The following is a 16,046-nucleotide window of genomic DNA, read 5'->3' on the forward strand; positions in this document are numbered from 1 at the left end:
AGCGTAAACACACGCGTGATCGTCACCACTCCCGATCTACGGCTGTAGTACTAGGCTCTGTGCGGCAGAAGGCGATGCTGTTGGTTGGGGGTCACTCGTCGACCAGCTTGTAGATATTGGTACCATGTCCATTATAGATAGAATTGAATGTGTAGGGCCCGATTGGGCTCTGGCAGTCGTCGGGGTCGGACGTATAGTCGATCTGAGCACCTGTACGAGTGTTTATGATGATAAGCTGTTCGTTGCCCACGATGGCGGTTTGCTCGTTTCCTACGTAGCAGACTTTGAAGGAGCCCTCAATGCGCCAGAGTTCGGTTCCGGAGTCGAGTGATAGTGCTCGCACGAAATCGGACTTGCCTGAGATCAGGATTTTCTCATTGTCATCGATAGGTCCGCCGGATCTTGCGAGGTTCTTGTTTGTCTGATGCCACAGGAGCCGACCGGATGTAAGGTCCAGCTTCGCATCGTATTTCTCAAAAGCGACTGCAATCTGGCTTCCGTCTCCAATTGGTATCGCATACCGGTTAGTTGCGTCTCTGATAACGCCGTATGGTGTGATTGTGTCGTAAGCCACGTCGTCGTCGGCTACTTGGACAACGGTCTTGAGTGTGGCTGGGTCGATTACCTCTACAATAAAATGGTCGACAGTGCAGTCATTGCAAAACCTTACGACGTAGCGGCCAAGAGGATGTAGGGTGAATTCGAGTTTCCGAATGTTTCCATTTGTGGCGTCCAGTATTACTGACTCATTGCCGATCTCGGTAGTGATCCACTTCCCGTCGGATGTGTTGCCGATCGAGGAACACTCCGGACTGCCGCCTTGCCAGGGCTCTTTGACAACCGTCGTCTCCCATAACTTATTAAACTCTGTGTCCCATGCGGTGATCGCATGTTCGATCATTCTTGGTTGGATTCCAGCGGCGGGAATAGATCTCCTGCGCTCGCCGTATAGAATCGACGTTCCGTCCTCCCTGGACGCGATTTGAATCTCGCCGCATTTGCTGTATCCGCTGGTCAGTTGGAAGTCAACGCCGTTGTTGGGTTCGTTCAATGTGCCTAATGGTGTGCCATCGGGTAGGAAGCTCTGGCGTGGTGAACGGAGTGAAACGGCGACGAGACTATTTCCCTTGAAGGACTCCGCAGATACCGTGGCGATATGAGTGAAGTGCTTCGTCCCTGCCGGTTCGACCGATGTTGGGGTGCTCTCAGTTGTTGTGGTGGTCGTGGTATCGATTGCGGGCGCGCTCGAAGCCGGTGTTTCTGAATCACGGGACGTGCTCGTACCGCCGCACCCAGCAAGAAGGATGATCGCCAGTCCGACGCCGGTGAGCTTCCGCAAGTTATGCCGCATGTGTCCCATGTTATGGAAGGGCCGGCGCTGGAATAAGACACCGAACGGGCGACACGTCCTCCCGGTGCGGCGGCCAGGATAGACGGTGGTGTCCGAGGCCGGTGTGCGTTCCACGAGTCAGTCGACGGCGGTGGTGATCACCGTGTCGCGTTCGGGGCTGTCGCGAAAGCGGTGTTGGCGTGCTTGTTGAGCCAGTCGACGGTGGTGGTGATCACCGTGTCGCGTTCGGGTTCGTTGAAGATCTCGTGGAATAGCTCGTCGTAGATGATGAGGGTTTTGTCCGATGAACCGGCGAGACGATCGACCAGTCGGCTGCCGTCGGGTTCGGCCAGGACGTCCTTGCCGCCGTGCATCACCAGCAGCGGGAGCCGCAGCGACGGGAGGCGGGCGGGGAAGGACTGCATGGTGGTGATCATCGCCCCGCCCAGTCCGGCCGGGATCGGGCTGCGTACGACCAGCGGGTCGGCGTCGTAGGCGGCCACCACCTTCGGATCACGGGAGATGCTCGCCGCGTCGAGCGCCTTCGACGGCAGGCCGGGGACGATGCGGCCGAGGATCGGGGCGAGTTTGATTAGGATCGGCGGCATGTCCGAACCGGGGATCACCGCGGGACCCGACAGCACCAGACCGGTGAGGCGATCCTGATGGTCGAGGGCGTAATCCAGGGCGATGCAGCCGCCCATGCTGTGACCGATGAGGAACGTCGGCAGACCCTTGACCTGCACGGCATCCAGGATGGTGCCGATGTCGCCGGTGTAATCGGCGAAACTGTTGACCCGCAGTCGCTTTCCGTCGGAACGTCCGTGGCCGAGGTGGTCGGGGACGGCGACGGTGAAGCCTGCGGCCACCAGCGCTTCGACGATATGTCCGTAGCGGCGGCCGTGTTCGCCGAGACCATGCACGATGACCACCACACCGCGGGGTTCGGCCTGGGGGGTGGTGACGTCGTACCGGATGACATGCCCGTGGGCGCCCAGGAATTGGCGTTCTTCGGTCGGCACGGAAGCTCCTCGCGTCGGTCGTCGTCTTCAAGGCCTCGATCTGGACCTGCTCACATAGTGTCACTCGACCCGGACACACGGCTCGCCGGGCGATACATCACATCAGGGGTGCCGGGGGTGTTCGGCCGATTCGCCTAGACTGTGCAACACGTGTCGGGGCACTCCGGTGGCCGGGCGTGATCGGTTGACGGTGATGATGGAGGTTGGCGATGGGTGTGCTCGATCGGATAGATTCACCTGCCGATCTGCGGTCGCTCACGGGTGATGAGATGGTCGAACTGGCCGCCGAGATCCGGGCGTTCCTCATCGAGAAGGTTGCCGCCAGCGGTGGGCACATCGGTCCGAATCTGGGGGTCGTGGAACTGACTCTCGCGTTGCACCGGGTGTTCGATTCGCCGCACGATCCGATCCTGTTCGACACCGGACATCAGTCATACGTGCACAAGATCGTCACCGGCCGGAAGGCGGGATTCGACAAGCTGCGTCAGCGCGGGGGGCTCACCGGATACCAGGAACGCGCCGAAAGCGAGCACGACTGGATCGAGTCGTCGCATGCGTCGGCGGCGTTGTCGTATGCCGACGGTCTGTCCAAGTCGTTCGAGCTGACCGGACAGGACCGCACTGTGGTGGCGGTCGTCGGTGATGGCGCGCTCACCGGCGGTATGTGTTGGGAGGCGCTCAACAACATCACCGCCGCCGACCGGCCAGTGGTGATCGTGGTGAATGACAACGGCCGTTCCTACGCGCCGACGATCGGTGGCCTGGCGCGGCACCTGTCGGGTCTGCGGCTGCAACCGGGCTACGAGAAGGTCCTGGCCGAGGGTCGTCGCGCTCTGCAGAAACTACCCGTCGTGGGTGAACCGGCGTACGCGGTGCTGCACGGAATGAAGAGTGGCCTGAAGGATCTGCTGGCCCCGCAAGCCATGTTCACCGACCTCGGCATCAAGTATGTCGGCCCGGTCAACGGCCACGACATCGACGAACTCGAGTCGGCGTTCGCGCAGGCCAAGGCATTCGGCGGGCCGGTGATCGTGCATACCGTCACTCACAAGGGCATGGGGTACGAACCGGCCGAGAACCATGAAGAGGACCAGATGCACGCCACCGGCGTCATCGACCCGGCCACCGGGCAGGCCACCAGCGTGTCCCCGCTGGGCTGGACCGACGTGTTCTCGGCAGCCCTCATCGATGCCGGGGCGCGCCGCAAGGATATCGTCGCCATCACCGCGGCGATGCCCGGCCCGACCGGCACGCTCGCATTCGGCGAGAAGTTCCCGGACCGGCTGTTCGATGTCGGCATCGCCGAACAGCACGCCCTGACCTCGGCTGCCGGGCTGGCCCTCGGTGGGCTGCATCCGGTGGTCGCCATCTACTCGACGTTCCTCAATCGGGCGTTCGACCAACTGCTCATGGACGTCGCACTTCTCAAGCAGCCGGTGACGCTGGTGCTCGACCGTTCCGGCATCACCGGTCCCGACGGACCGAGCCACCACGGTATGTGGGATCTGTCGTTGCTGGCGATGGTGCCCGGCATGCGGGTGGCCGCGCCGCGCGATGCCGTGCGGCTGCGGGAGGAGTTCGCCGAGGGGATCGCCACCGCCGACGGACCCACCGCCGTGCGATTCTCCAAAGGTGCTGTGCCCGAAGATATCCGGTCCGTGGAACGCGTTTCCGACGGAGTGGATGTGCTGCGTCGGGGAATGCCGGGGGCGGGCGCGGTGCGTGGCGATGTACTGATCGTCGCGGTCGGTGCGTTCTGCTCCCTGGCGCTCGATGCGGCCGATCGGCTCGCCCAGCAGGGGATCGCAGCCAGCGTCATCGATCCGCGGTGGGTGCTGCCGGTACCCGACTCGGTCGTCGACCTGGCCCGCGCCCATCGCCTCGTGGTGACGCTGGAGGACGGCGGAATCAGTGGTGGTGTCGGTTCGGCTGTGGCCGCCGTGGTGGCTGACGCCGACGTCCTCGTACCGGTCCAGCAGCGCGGGATCCCGCAGGAATTCATCGAGATGGGTTCGCGCGGCGAGATTCTCGCCGACCTGGGACTGACCGCCCAGGACCTGGCCCGCTCGATCACGGCCACGGTGTCGCGGATGCAGTCGGTGCCCGAACTCGGCGACGACGCGCTCGCCGAGGCGCCGGCGGATCAACCCGCTGACTCCCACGCCGACGACTGACGCGGCACGCCGGGCTCCCTGCATGAGAATATGACTCTCGTATTCCGAAAGTCCGGATATCATCAGGGTGTTGTCGATGAGGCGAGAGTCAGGTGCGAGATGCGATTTGTGTTCGTCCACGGCGGTTTTCACGCGGCATGGTGCTGGGAAAGGACCATCGCCGAGCTTCGTGAGCTGGGCCACGACGGGGTGGCGATGGATCTACCCGGACACGGCAGCCGCGTGGATGAGGAGTCGACCTTGGCCAACCGCCGTGCCGCCGTCGCCGATGTACTGCAGGCCGGTGACGTCCTCGTCGGACATTCCGGTGGCGGATTCGACGCCACCCTCGGCGCCGACACCGCCCCCGAACTCGTGTCGCACATCGTGTACCTGGCCGCCGCTCTGCCGCGGGAGGGCCGCAGCTACACCGAGGCGATGACCATGCGCAACAGTGAGGACGGGGAGATCGACGGCGACGTGGGGGAGATGCTCGGCTACCTGAACTTCGCCGACGACGGTGCCATGACGTTCGCCGACTTCGACGGCGCATGGAAGTACTTCTACCACGACTGCGACGAGGCCACGGCCCGTTGGGCGTTCGACCGGCTGGGCCCCGAACGCTTCGGCGAGACCACGGTCGCACCGGTGTCGGTACCTGACTTCTGGGCCGCTGACCTGCCGCGCAGCTTCATCCGGTGCGAACAGGACCGGGCGATGCCGACATGGCTCGCCGACACCGTCGCCCAGCGACTCGGCGTGCAGCAGTTGACCATCGATGCATCGCATTCGCCGTTCCTGAGCCGGCCGCGCGAACTCGCCGAGTTGTTGCTGCATGCGGTGACCACTCGCCCGATCGGTCCGCTGGTCCCAGAGTAGAAGGTGGGCGCCTAGGTTTCGTCGACGGGATCGTCCGGCGCGTTGAGTGCGTCGGCGATGGCATCGGATACCAGGGCACGCTGCCACGGCCGGGCACCACCGGCGGCGAGCCGCGCGTCGACGGCCCCGGGAGTGGCCGGCAGGTCCACACCTTCCCAGCACAGGTTGCGCAGTAGATCCGGCGCGAGGAGATTCTCGATCGGGAGCTGGTTGGCCTCGGCTATCCCACTTATCACCGGACGAACCGCGACGGCCCGTGCGGCGGCCTCGGGATGATTGCGGTCCCACCGGTTGTACGGGGGCAACCCCGACGCCGGAGCCTTCCGGGGTGGGAGTTCGGCGGCCGGCAGCGCCCGCGCCCGATCGAGGGCGTCGAACCAGGTTCTGGCGTTGCGGCTTTGCCGGGGACCACCGAACACCGGCAACCGGGTCAGGTCCTTGACCGTTGCCGGGTCTGCGATGGCGGCGGTGACGATCGCCGAATCGGGAAGGATCCGGCCGGGCGCGATGTCGCGACGGCGGGCGACATCCTCACGCGCCAGCCACAGTTCACGCACCGCTGCCAGCCCGCGAGCGCTCTTGACCGTGTGGATGCCGCCGGTCCTGCGCCACCGGTCGACACGGGCCGCGGGTGCCGGGCGGCGCAGCACCGCGGTGAACTCCTCACGCGCCCACTGGTCCTTACCGGCGTCGGCGAGCGCGGCGGCGGTCGCGTCGCGCAGTTCGATGAGCACCTCCACGTCGAGGGCGGCGTACACCAACCAGTCATGAGGCAGCGGACGCCGCGACCAGTCCGCCGCGCCGTGGCCCTTGCTGAGCCCCAGACCCAGGAACTCCTCGACCATCGTGGCCAGATTCACCTTGGGTTTGCCGAGCAGACGTCCGGCCAGTTCGGTGTCGAAGAGGGTTGTGCACACGAACCCCGCCTCACGCAGACACGGCAGGTCCTGGTCGGCGGCATGGAGCACCCACTCGGGTCCGGTCAGCACCTCGATCACCGGGGACAGGGCCCCGGGTTCATGCGTGGGATCGAGAAGGAACGAGCCCGCACCGGCACGTTTGAGCTGGATCAGGTAGGCACGCTGTGAGTAGCGGTAGCCCGACGCGCGTTCGGTGTCGACCGCGACGGGTCCGGTTCCATCGGCGAGCCGCTGCGCCGTGTCGGCGAACTCGGCCGCGGACGTCAGTACGGGTGGTACGCCACCTGCCGGCTCCGTGAGTGGCGTGGGCGTGGCTGTCATAGTTCGGTCACACCCACAGGCGGTAGTCCGGCGGCGGCCGCCAGGACTTCGCAGAACGCTTCGAGATGGTGGTCGAGGACCAGATCGGTGGCCGTCCAGGATGCCCGCAACTCCAGCTGGTGGCTGCGTGGTTGCCCGGCGATGTCGCCGTAGCGGACCGATGTGGTGGAGGTGACGGTGCCACCCAGCGCGGTCACCCGGACCGGGCCGAACGACGATGAAGTCTCGCCCTCGGCGACGCCCAGTGCGTCGGCGAGCCAGCTCCAGGCCACTTCCGGCAACAGCGGATCCATCGCCAGCGCCGCCTCGACTTCGGCCTGCACATACGCGACCAGCCGCATCGTGCCGTTCCACGCCTCGTGTCCGGCGGGATCGTGCAACAGGATCAGACGGCCGAAAGCGCTGCCCTGGTCGTCGTCGCCGAGTTGATCGGGTATGTCGATCGGGTGCACCTCGGCACCCAGCGCGTGACTGAACGGGGCAAGCCGCTGCGGCGGGCGGATGGGGCCGACCTCGATCTCGGGACGGATGTGCGCGTCGCCCAAGGCGTCCACGGCCGTCCGGAAATCTTCCGGTAGGCGTGTCGAGGACTCGGTCGGAGCGCCGGGTGAGGTCACGCACGTACGGTAAGTCTGACACGGCGTGTCGCGGTGGAGGCGCGCCGAAGGCTCCCATGGTGGGAGTCCCGCCGCAAGTGCAGGTGGCCGATCATGGCAGAGTTGATCGCGATGCCGCACGAATCCGGAGCGCACACCCGGCGCTCACGCAGCCACCGCTCACCTCTGCCGCTGGTCGCCGCCGCCACAGGCGGACGGCCGGCCCGACGCCCGGTGTGGTTCATGCGCCAGGCGGGGCGTTCGCTGCCCGAGTACCGGGCGATCCGTGCCGATCACGGGATGCTCGAGGCCTGCTTCAACCCTGCGATGGTCTGCGAAATCACCATGCAACCGGTCCGCCGGCACGATGTCGACGCCGCGATCCTGTTCTCCGATATCGTCGTTCCGCTGCGCGCCGCCGGAATCGACCTGGACATCGTTGCAGGCACCGGACCGGTGATCGCCCACCCTGTTCACACTGCGGCCGATGTGGCCGCGCTGCCGCGGCTGGATCCGGCGGGTGTCGGCGCCATCGGCCGGGCCGTCGAACTGATCCTGGACGAACTCTCCGGCAACACCGCGCTGATCGGCTTCGCAGGTGCACCGTTCACCCTCGCGTCCTATCTCATCGAGGGTGGACCCAGTCGTACGTACGCACGTACCAAGGCACTGATGTACGGCGACCCGCAGACGTGGAACGCCCTGATGGGGCACCTCGCCGACATCACTATCACCTTCCTGCGGGTGCAGCTGGACGCCGGTGTGGATGCGGTGCAGCTGTTCGACTCATGGGCCGGGCAGCTCTCACCCGCCGACTACCGGCACCACGTCGCCCCGCACAGCGCGCGCGTGTTCGCCGAGGTCGCCGAGTACGGCGTGCCACGCATCCACTTCGGGGTGGGTACCGGCGAACTGCTGCCGGCGATGACGGAGGTCGGTCCCGACGTGATCGGCGTGGACTGGCGGGTTCCGCTTGATGAGGCGGTCCGCCGTGTGGGTCCGGGTAAAGCAGTGCAGGGCAACCTCGACCCGACCGTCCTCTTTGCGGGCACCGACGTGATCGAGCGCGAGGTGCGTCGGGTCATCGCCGACGGCGATCGCGCCGTCGCCGCGGGTGCCCTCGGACACATCTTCAACCTCGGACACGGGGTCCTGCCCACCACCGACCCGGACGCGCTCACCCGGGCGGTCGAGCTCATCCACTCCGTCGACCTGCCGTGACCGCACCCTCGGTCGCGGTCGTCGGCGGGGGAGTGTCGGGCCTGACCGCCGCCTACCGGCTCCGGCGAGCTCTCGGCGCCGACGCCACGATCGACCTGTACGAGGCGTCCGGTCGGCCCGGTGGCCTACTGCACACCACCACCGTCGGCGGAGTCACCGTCGACGTGGGGGCCGAAGCGTTCATTGTCCGGCGCCCCGAGGTTCTCGATCTGGTGCGGGAACTGGGCCTGAGTGATCACGTCGTGGCACCGACGGGTCGTCGTCCGGCGATCTGGTCGGGAGGGCGCCTGCATCCGTTGCCCACACCCGCACTGATGGGGGTACCGACGGGCCATGAGGCGGTGGCGGGTCTCGTCGACCCGGACGACCTTACCCGCATCGCCACCGAACCGGACCGGCCGTGGACCTGGGACCCGGCCGCGGACCCCAGTGTCGGCGACCTTATCGCTGAGCGCCTCGGACCGTCGGTCGTGACCCGCAGCGTCGACCCGATGCTCGGCGGGGTCTACTCCAGCCTGTCCGGCGACATCGGCCTGCGTGAGGCACTCCCTGCGCTCGCCGCCCGCCTCGACGCCGGTGCGCCCGGCGTCCGGGCCGCGGTCACCGACCTCATCACCGCCGGGACGGGTGCGTCCGGTCCGGTGTTCGGCACTCTCGTCGGCGGTTACCGGGTACTCGTCGACGCGCTGGTCGCGGCGGCGGCGGTACGGATCGTCGACTCGGAGGTCATCGGACTCGGGTCACGCGGCGACGGCTGGGACATCGGTGCACGATCGTACGACGGGGTGGTCCTGGCCGTGCCCGCCTGGGAAGCCGCCCGACTGCTCGGTGACCACGTACCCGAACTGGCCGCCGCGCTCGCCGTCGTCGAACCCGCGGGCAGTGCCGTCGTGTCCATCACGCTGGCCGCGGGCACCGAGGTACCGGACCATTCCGGCGTACTCGTCGCGACCGGCGAACCGCTGCACGCCAAGGCGTTCACGTTCAGTTCCCAGAAGTGGGCGCACGTCGCCGACAGCGGGCTGGTGTCGGTGCGGGCCTCGTTCGGCCGCTACGGCCAACCTGTCACCGCCACCGCCGACGAACTCGTGACCACCGCACTCGATGACCTCGACCAGGTGGTCACCGCCGCAGGATGCGGCGGCGTCTCGTCGCGAGTCGTACAGACGCGGGTACAGCCATGGCCGACGGGACTGCCCCGGTATGCACCCGGCCACCTGGCCCGGATGACCGAAGCCCGGCGGCTGCGGCCGCACCGCCTCGTGCTCACCGGATCGTCCTACAGCGGTGTCGGCGTACCCGCCTGCGTCGCGGCGTCGGGAAAAGCCGCGACCGAGCTTGTCGCCGACATCGGGTAGGCCGAACGGCCCTGCCGCTATCGGCGCTGCCGCGCGGTGGCACGATGGATGCCATGAGCCGCCTCGACTATGACGAACTGAACTCGACGATCCGCTACCTGATGTTCTCGGTGTTCAAGGTGAGGCCCGGCGAGCTCCCCGAGGATCGGGCGAAGGTCCGCGACGACGCCGCCGAGTTCTTCAACTCTCTTGAGGACGAGGGCATCGTGGTTCGTGGTGTGTACGACGTGTCCGGTCTGCGTGCCGACGCCGACTTCATGATCTGGTGGCATGCCCCCAGCATCGAAGCCCTGCAGGCCGCGTACGCGCGGTTCCGGCGCGTGGTGCAACTCGGCAAGGTCGCCGACGCGGTGTGGAGCAACATGGCCGTGCACCGGCCCGCGGAATTCAACCGCACCCACATCCCAGCGTTCCTCGCCGGTGAGGCACCGGGCAAGTACATCTGCGTGTACCCGTTCGTCCGGTCCTACGAGTGGTACCTGCTGCCCGACGAGGAGCGTCGCAAGATGCTCAAGGACCACGGCATGGCAGCGCACAGCTACGCCGACGTCCGCGCCAACACGGTGCCCGCGTTCGCCCTCGGCGACTACGAGTGGCTGCTCGCGTTCGAAGCTCCCGAGATGATCCGCATCGTCGACCTCATGCGCGACCTGCGTGCCACCGAGGCCCGCATGCACGTCCGCGAGGAAACACCGTTCTTCTCCGGACCCCGCGTCGAGGTCACCGCACTCATCGATGCCCTGCCGTAGACCTTCTGTCAGGTACGTACAGTTGCCCCGGAACGCGACGGGCAACTGTACGTTTCAGGCCTGTTCCAGGCGCAGGCTGATCGAGTTGATGCAATAGCGCAGATCGGTGGGGGTGGGGTAGCCCTCGCCGGAGAACACGTGGCCGAGGTGGCTGCCGCAGTTGGCGCACAGCACCTCCACCCGGCGCATACCCAGCGAATCGTCGGCCCGTTCGATGACAGCATCACCGGCGAGCGGGGAGAAGAACGACGGCCAGCCGCAATGGGACTCGAACTTCTGCTCACTGCGGAACAGTTCGGTATCGCAGGCCCGACACCGGTACACCCCGACTGTTTTGGTGTCGGTGTACTCGCCGGTGAACGGTGCTTCGGTGCCTGCCCGGCGGAGCACCTTGAACTCGGCCGGGGTCAGGCGCTCGCGCCACTCGTCGTCGGATAGTGCGGTGAAATCGGTCATCCGTTCACGGTAGCCACGGGTGTCGGCTCCTCGCCACCTTCGCCGCCCGTGGAACCCTCGCGTCGTGGCCATTCTTCCAGCAGCGGCCCCTCGACACCGGCCTTACGCATATCCAGGTACCGGAACAACAGGCTGCAGAACACGGCGATCATGAGCAGCGACCAGCCCATCGTCACCTTGTTGTATTCGAGGATGCGGCCGAAAGCCTCCCACCTGTCCGAATACAGACTGTCGAAGGTGAACGCCCCGTACACACCCAGCCAGGCGGGCCAGTTGCGCATCGGCGACCCCGGCAGCAACACCGATGCCAGCATCGGGAACAGCAGCATCGAGTAGTAGCCCTGGCCGAGCGATCCGACGAGGAACTCGGTGGTCAGCAGCACGCCCGAGGACACCGTCAGCCACAGCAGCTCGTCGGTTCTGCGGTAGTAGCGGTACAGGAACCACAGACAGAACACCGCCATCACCGCGAACGCGGCCCGCAGCAGCAACACCAGCCAGTCCGCGACGCCGAAGTAGGCGCCGTTGCCGGCGATCGAACTGTTGTAGTAGTCGCGTACCTCGCCGAGATATGGGACGGTGCGGCGCACGAAGTCGCCCGAATCCACCCCCATCGGCCAGGCGATCACCAGCAACGCCAGCGGCACCACCGCGGCGGGGACGACCGCCTTCCACTGCCGGTTCAGCAACGCCAGCAGCAGCAGGGGAGCCAGCACCGGTTTGACCGCGATCGTCAGACCGATGAACACTCCTGCCCACCAGTCCTGGCGTTTACGCAACATCAGCAGGAAGCCGAGCATACCCAGCAGCACGAAGCCGTTGAAGTTGGTGAAGATGAGGGTGTTGGCGACGGTCTCGGTGCTGAAGAAGAAGAACAGAACCGCGGGCAGCTGCCAGCCACCGATGCCATAACCGAACAGCCGCACCAGCAGATAGGCACACACCACCAGGCAGATCGTGCTCAGCGCGATGAACAGCCAGCGTGCGTCCTCATAGTCGAGGTTGGCCAGCGGCGCCATGATCAGCGTTCCCGACGGCGGATACAGGTAGTGCGGATCCACCGTGTCGTAGTTCTCGGCATACACCGGGTAGTCGTGCAGGAACCGCCAGGCCGCGAGATAGACGGGCCGGAAATCGTTGGTGCGGGCACCGTCGACACCGGCGATCACCGAGCGGTGCAGCACCATCATGATCGAGATCGGCCACAGGATCATCGGTATCACCCGTTGCGCCGACGCCGGCGGAAAGAGGATGCGATCTACTACTGCCACCCGCGAACCGTACTACGCTCGGACATTCGAACCGGGGACCGACCCGGGGCCCTTACGCCGGACAACTGCGTTCGGTGGGGCCGGTGACCGGTGTGCGGCCCAGGTAGTCCTTGACCAACTGCGCCGCGCAGGTGCTGTTGGCCAGCGTCGAATAGCCCAGCCCTTCCCAGGCGACAGAGATCGGGGTGACCCCGGCCCGGAGCAGGGTGGCGTTGAGTTCCTTGGCGCCCCGGCCGCCGTTGACCGGATCGTCGGAGGTGTTGAGCACCACCGGCGCAACGGGCAGGTCCGACGGCGCTTTCGTCGTCGGCGCCGATCCCCAGCCCGAACACCGCAGCAACGTCATCGCGGAATCGCCGCCGGTGAGCGGATACTGCCCGGACCAGCGCTTGATCAAGGCCGGGATCTCGTTCTGCCCGACGGTGCCGGTGACGTCGTTGCACCGCGACAGCAGCTGTCCATCGGAGGTGCGCAGGCTCGCGGCGCGGTCCGCGGCGGCCATCAGGTCCCGCGGATTGCCGCCCGCGGCGGCGGACACCATGGCCGCCACCTGCCGGACCGTTGCCGCCGATGACGGCGCGGTGGCCAGCGCGGTGGTGATCGCCGAGAGCACCTGTGCCTCCGACAACGGTGCCAGCCGGCCGGCGCGCGCATCCGTGACGACCCGGGTCATGGTCGCCGGTGGATCGTCGCCCAGCGGACAACCACCACCTGTGGCGCAGCGCTGAGCGAACGTGGCCAACGCCGACTGCACCCCGTCCGCGGTCAGCTGGGCCCGGTCCTTGGCCGGTTTACCGAATGCGGTCGGAGTGTCGAGGATGATGCGCCCGGCGCGTCCGCCGTAACGGGCGGAGTACGCCAGCATCACGTCGGAGCCCTCGCCGATGCCGAGCAACGCCAGCCTCTCGACCTTCCACGCCCGGCGCAACGTGTCGATGTCCGACGCCGCGTCGGCGATCGAATAGCTCAGCTGTGCCGGGTCGAGTGCCTCGGTGCATCCGTCCGAACCCGAGGACGACGCAGAGGTCAGTGCCGTGATCCGGGCGGCGGTGTCGAGTGCGCCGCCGACCTGACCGTTCGCCGCGATGGCGGCGCGCTCATCGCGGGTCAGACAGTCGACGTCGCCGCTGTCGGGGAGCCCGCGCCGGTCGACGGCGACCACCGGATTGGTGTCGAGCAGCGACCTGCCCGGGCCGGTCGCGACGAGCAGCGCGCCCAGGGCCGAGGGAAGGTCGCTGCCGGTGGTCAGCACCACCGGCACGGCGCCGGCCGGTGTCTTGCCGGTGCGGACCCGGGTCAGGGCGACCGTCAGCGTGCCGCCGTCCTGGTGGTCGGGGTCGACGGGGGAGTCCAGCGTCGCGCATTCGATGTGAGTTCCGGCGGCCGGGCGCACGTCGTACTTCGCTGCTGTCGCCGCCGAACATTCGCGCCAGGCCAGGTCCGCGGTGGGTGCGGTGAGAACCGGCAGCGGCGGTACGGCCGATTCGGACGTGGCGGGTGCGCCCGAACCGCCGTCACCGGTGACGAGATCGGGCCCGGCGTCGGGACCGGTGGCGCAGCCGGCGAGCGTGATGGCCACAGCCATCGAGGCCGCGGCGATACGCAGGGCGCCGCGTGGCGGACTGAACCGTGGCATGTCCGCGAGCCTACGGCATACCGGAAGGACGCCCGGATATCCGTGCGTAGCCGTACCCGCGTCGTGGTCCGGGGTCATCCCGTGGGTTCACGGACCCACCGGGTGAACACGAAGCCGTCGTCGTCGGTCAGGATCGCCGCAGGTCGCATCGATCTGGGCACCGCGACCGCCGGACCGTGCGCGATACGCCCGGCATCACCGCCGGACAGCACCGGGCTGGTGGTCAGGCACAGCTCGTCGACCAGGTCGGCGGCGATCAATGTACCCAGCAACGACGGCCCACCCTCGCAGAGCACGCGGCGCCGGCCTTGCTCACAGCAGACCTCACCCACGCGTTCGGGATCGACCGCGTCGTCACCGCAGGCGATCACCGTGGCACCCGCATCAGTGAGGGCCCGTCTGCGGTCGGCCGGTGCGGCCTCGCAGGTGAAGATCATGGTGTCGGGGTGGGTGAGCGGCGGGTAGTCGACCGGAATGTCCAGCGACCGTGACAACAGCGCGAGCGCGGGCGAGGGAGCCTGCTCGCCGTGGTTCCGGATCGAGGTGAACACCGAGTCCGGTTGCGGCTGCCGGTAGTTCTCGGTGAGGGCGGTGCGCGCGCCCACCAGGACCACGTCGGCCAGGCCACGCAGCACCCGGAACACGGCCTTGTCACCCGGTCCGCCGAGTTCGCCGGACTTGCCATTGTGGGTCACGGCGCCGTCTATCGAACTCACGAAGTTCACCCGGAAATACGGTTTGCCCAGACACGGCGCCGACGAAGGCATGGCCGGGTACGCGTAGTGGCCGGCCAGGATGTGCAGCGTATCGGCGTCATCGGCGTTTCCGGATGTGATGTGGGTCGCTTTCCTTTGAGAGAACATGAATCCATCATGGACCGGCCCGATAGGCTCCACGCATGGTGGCACGACTCTGCGACAGAAACCCTGTGATCTCCCCGGACGCGTTGGTCGACGAGATGGTGCCGCCGTCGACGTTCGACCACGTCAGTTTCGACTCCTACATTCCCGACCCCAACGAGCCCAGCCAGGCGCAGGCGGTGGCCAAGGCACGTGACTTCGTGGCCCGCGCGAGCAAACTGCGCGGCAAGAAGAAGGGCTTCTTCTCCAGGCACAAGGAACCCGAGCACGGTGTCGGGCTCTACCTCGACGGCGGTTTCGGCGTCGGCAAGACCCACCTGCTGGCATCGGTCTATCACTCGATGCCCGCCCCCAAATCGTTCGCCACCTTCGTCGAGGTCACCCATGTGGTCGGCGCTCTCGGCTTCACCAACGCCGTCGAACGGCTCGCCGACCACACGGTGCTGTGCATCGACGAGTTCGAACTCGACGATCCGGGCGATACGATGCTGGTCTCGCGTCTGCTGACCGAACTTTCGGCACGGGGGGTGTCGATCGTGGCCACCTCCAACACGCTGCCCGGCCAGCTCGGTGAGGGCAGATTCGCCGCCCAGGACTTCCTGCGCGAGATCCGCAAACTGTCAGGGATCTTCGAGACGATCCGCGTCGACGGACCCGACTATCGGCACCGCGATCTGCCGCCTGCACCGGAACCGAAGGCCGAGGCCGAACTGATAGCCGTAGCGCAAAGCACGCCCGGCGCCACCCTCGATGATTTCGATGACCTGTGCAAGCATCTGGCGACGCTGCACCCGTCCAAGTACAAGGCACTGGTCGACGGCGTTTCCCTGGTGTGCATCGACGGGGTGCACCCGGCTCCCGACCAGACCGTCGCGCTACGCATCGTGGTGCTTGCCGACCGGCTCTACGACGCCGACATCCCGGTCACCGTCGCCGGCAGCAAACTCGATGAGATCTTCACCGAGGAGATGATCAACGGCGGCTACCGCAAGAAGTATCTGCGCGCCACCTCACGTCTGCTCGCTCTGTCACGCTTCGCCGAATCCAAGGTGTGAGCCCGCCGGGGTCTGTGGCGATCAGACGACTGCAGGCCCGGCGGTTTGCCGGGCCTGCAGTCGTGGGCGTTCGTGGTGCGCAATACTGGGATTGAACCAGTGACCTCTTCCGTGTCAGGGAAGCGCTCTCCCACTGAGCTAATCGCGCGCGTATTCAAATGCGAACGGTGGAGGTGGCGACGGGAATCGAACCCGTGTGGACGGTTTTGCAGACCGTTG

Annotated in this window: 14 protein-coding genes and 1 tRNA gene; 6 read left to right on the plus strand and 9 right to left on the minus strand. The window is 66.6% G+C overall.

What is annotated here, in order from left to right; genetic code table 11:
- Positions 1-91 precede the first annotated feature (91 nt).
- Together Q0627_RS09565 and Q0627_RS09570 are read right to left on the minus strand one after the other, a co-directional pair.
- Complete coding sequence (locus Q0627_RS09565; RefSeq protein WP_291018034.1) at positions 92-1,351, minus strand: hypothetical protein; 1,260 nt, start codon at positions 1,349-1,351, stop codon at positions 92-94.
- A 137-nt stretch (positions 1,352-1,488) separates the two neighbouring features.
- Positions 1,489-2,352 carry an alpha/beta hydrolase gene (locus Q0627_RS09570; RefSeq protein WP_291018036.1) on the minus strand — a complete coding sequence of 288 codons (864 nt, stop codon included), beginning with the start codon at positions 2,350-2,352 and terminating at the stop codon, positions 1,489-1,491.
- A 209-nt stretch (positions 2,353-2,561) separates the two neighbouring features.
- On the opposite strand from Q0627_RS09570, the gene dxs reads away from it, so the two are divergent.
- Together dxs and Q0627_RS09580 are read left to right on the plus strand one after the other, a co-directional pair.
- On the plus strand, positions 2,562-4,526 hold the full coding sequence (gene dxs / locus Q0627_RS09575; protein WP_298809315.1) for a 1-deoxy-D-xylulose-5-phosphate synthase: 1,965 nt from the start codon (positions 2,562-2,564) through the stop codon (positions 4,524-4,526).
- Positions 4,527-4,625: 99 nt separating this feature from the next.
- Entirely contained in the window at positions 4,626-5,384 is a 759-nt protein-coding gene (locus Q0627_RS09580) for an alpha/beta fold hydrolase (protein WP_291018042.1), read from the plus strand.
- Positions 5,385-5,395: 11 nt separating this feature from the next.
- On the opposite strand, the gene Q0627_RS09585 is transcribed toward Q0627_RS09580, so the two are convergent.
- Together Q0627_RS09585 and Q0627_RS09590 are read right to left on the minus strand one after the other, a co-directional pair.
- On the minus strand, positions 5,396-6,625 hold the full coding sequence (locus Q0627_RS09585) for an HRDC domain-containing protein (protein WP_291018045.1): 1,230 nt from the start codon (positions 6,623-6,625) through the stop codon (positions 5,396-5,398).
- Positions 6,622-7,242: a DUF3000 domain-containing protein gene (locus tag Q0627_RS09590; protein ID WP_291018048.1), complete on the minus strand. Its 621-nt coding sequence runs from the start codon at positions 7,240-7,242 to the stop codon at positions 6,622-6,624. Before Q0627_RS09590 ends, Q0627_RS09585 begins: the two co-directional genes overlap by 4 nt.
- 111 nt (positions 7,243-7,353) lie before the next feature.
- Here Q0627_RS09590 and hemE point away from each other — a divergent pair, with 111 nt between their 5' ends.
- Genes hemE through hemQ form a run of 3 tightly spaced genes read left to right on the plus strand, consistent with a single transcriptional unit; the run spans position 7,354 to position 10,549 of the window.
- Positions 7,354-8,442 carry a uroporphyrinogen decarboxylase gene (gene hemE, locus Q0627_RS09595; protein ID WP_298809337.1) on the plus strand — a complete coding sequence of 363 codons (1,089 nt, stop codon included), beginning with the start codon at positions 7,354-7,356 and terminating at the stop codon, positions 8,440-8,442.
- Positions 8,439-9,800 carry an FAD-dependent oxidoreductase gene (locus tag Q0627_RS09600; RefSeq protein WP_298809320.1) on the plus strand — a complete coding sequence of 454 codons (1,362 nt, stop codon included), beginning with the start codon at positions 8,439-8,441 and terminating at the stop codon, positions 9,798-9,800. The genes hemE and Q0627_RS09600 overlap by 4 nt, the downstream gene beginning before the upstream one ends.
- A gap of 53 nt (positions 9,801-9,853) precedes the next feature.
- The gene (gene hemQ, locus Q0627_RS09605; protein WP_291018053.1) at positions 9,854-10,549 is read left to right on the plus strand and encodes a hydrogen peroxide-dependent heme synthase; all 696 of its coding nucleotides are present in this window, start codon (positions 9,854-9,856) and stop codon (positions 10,547-10,549) included.
- A 54-nt stretch (positions 10,550-10,603) separates the two neighbouring features.
- On the opposite strand, the gene msrB is transcribed toward hemQ, so the two are convergent.
- From msrB to Q0627_RS09625, 4 genes are all read right to left on the minus strand, one after another.
- On the minus strand, positions 10,604-11,005 hold the full coding sequence (msrB, locus tag Q0627_RS09610; RefSeq protein WP_291018056.1) for a peptide-methionine (R)-S-oxide reductase MsrB: 402 nt from the start codon (positions 11,003-11,005) through the stop codon (positions 10,604-10,606).
- A complete protein-coding gene (locus Q0627_RS09615) occupies positions 11,002-12,276 on the minus strand; it encodes a glycosyltransferase family 87 protein (protein ID WP_298809326.1) in 1,275 nt (424 codons plus the stop codon). Before Q0627_RS09615 ends, msrB begins: the two co-directional genes overlap by 4 nt.
- A 52-nt stretch (positions 12,277-12,328) precedes the next feature.
- Positions 12,329-13,912, minus strand: a complete 1,584-nt coding sequence (locus Q0627_RS09620; protein ID WP_298809329.1) for an alpha/beta hydrolase — start codon at positions 13,910-13,912, stop codon at positions 12,329-12,331.
- Positions 13,913-13,986: 74 nt separating this feature from the next.
- Positions 13,987-14,775, minus strand: coding sequence for a pyrimidine reductase family protein (locus tag Q0627_RS09625; protein WP_291018065.1), 789 nt, complete (start codon positions 14,773-14,775; stop codon positions 13,987-13,989).
- Positions 14,776-14,810: 35 nt separating this feature from the next.
- Here Q0627_RS09625 and zapE point away from each other — a divergent pair, with 35 nt between their 5' ends.
- A complete protein-coding gene (gene zapE / locus Q0627_RS09630; protein ID WP_291018067.1) occupies positions 14,811-15,827 on the plus strand; it encodes a cell division protein ZapE in 1,017 nt (338 codons plus the stop codon).
- 73 nt (positions 15,828-15,900) lie between these two features.
- On the opposite strand, the gene Q0627_RS09635 is transcribed toward zapE, so the two are convergent.
- Positions 15,901-15,975: transfer RNA gene (locus tag Q0627_RS09635), tRNA-Val, on the minus strand.
- Positions 15,976-16,046 lie beyond the last annotated feature (71 nt).

Source organism: uncultured Gordonia sp. (genome assembly GCF_937858515.1).
GTDB lineage: Bacteria > Actinomycetota > Actinomycetes > Mycobacteriales > Mycobacteriaceae > Gordonia.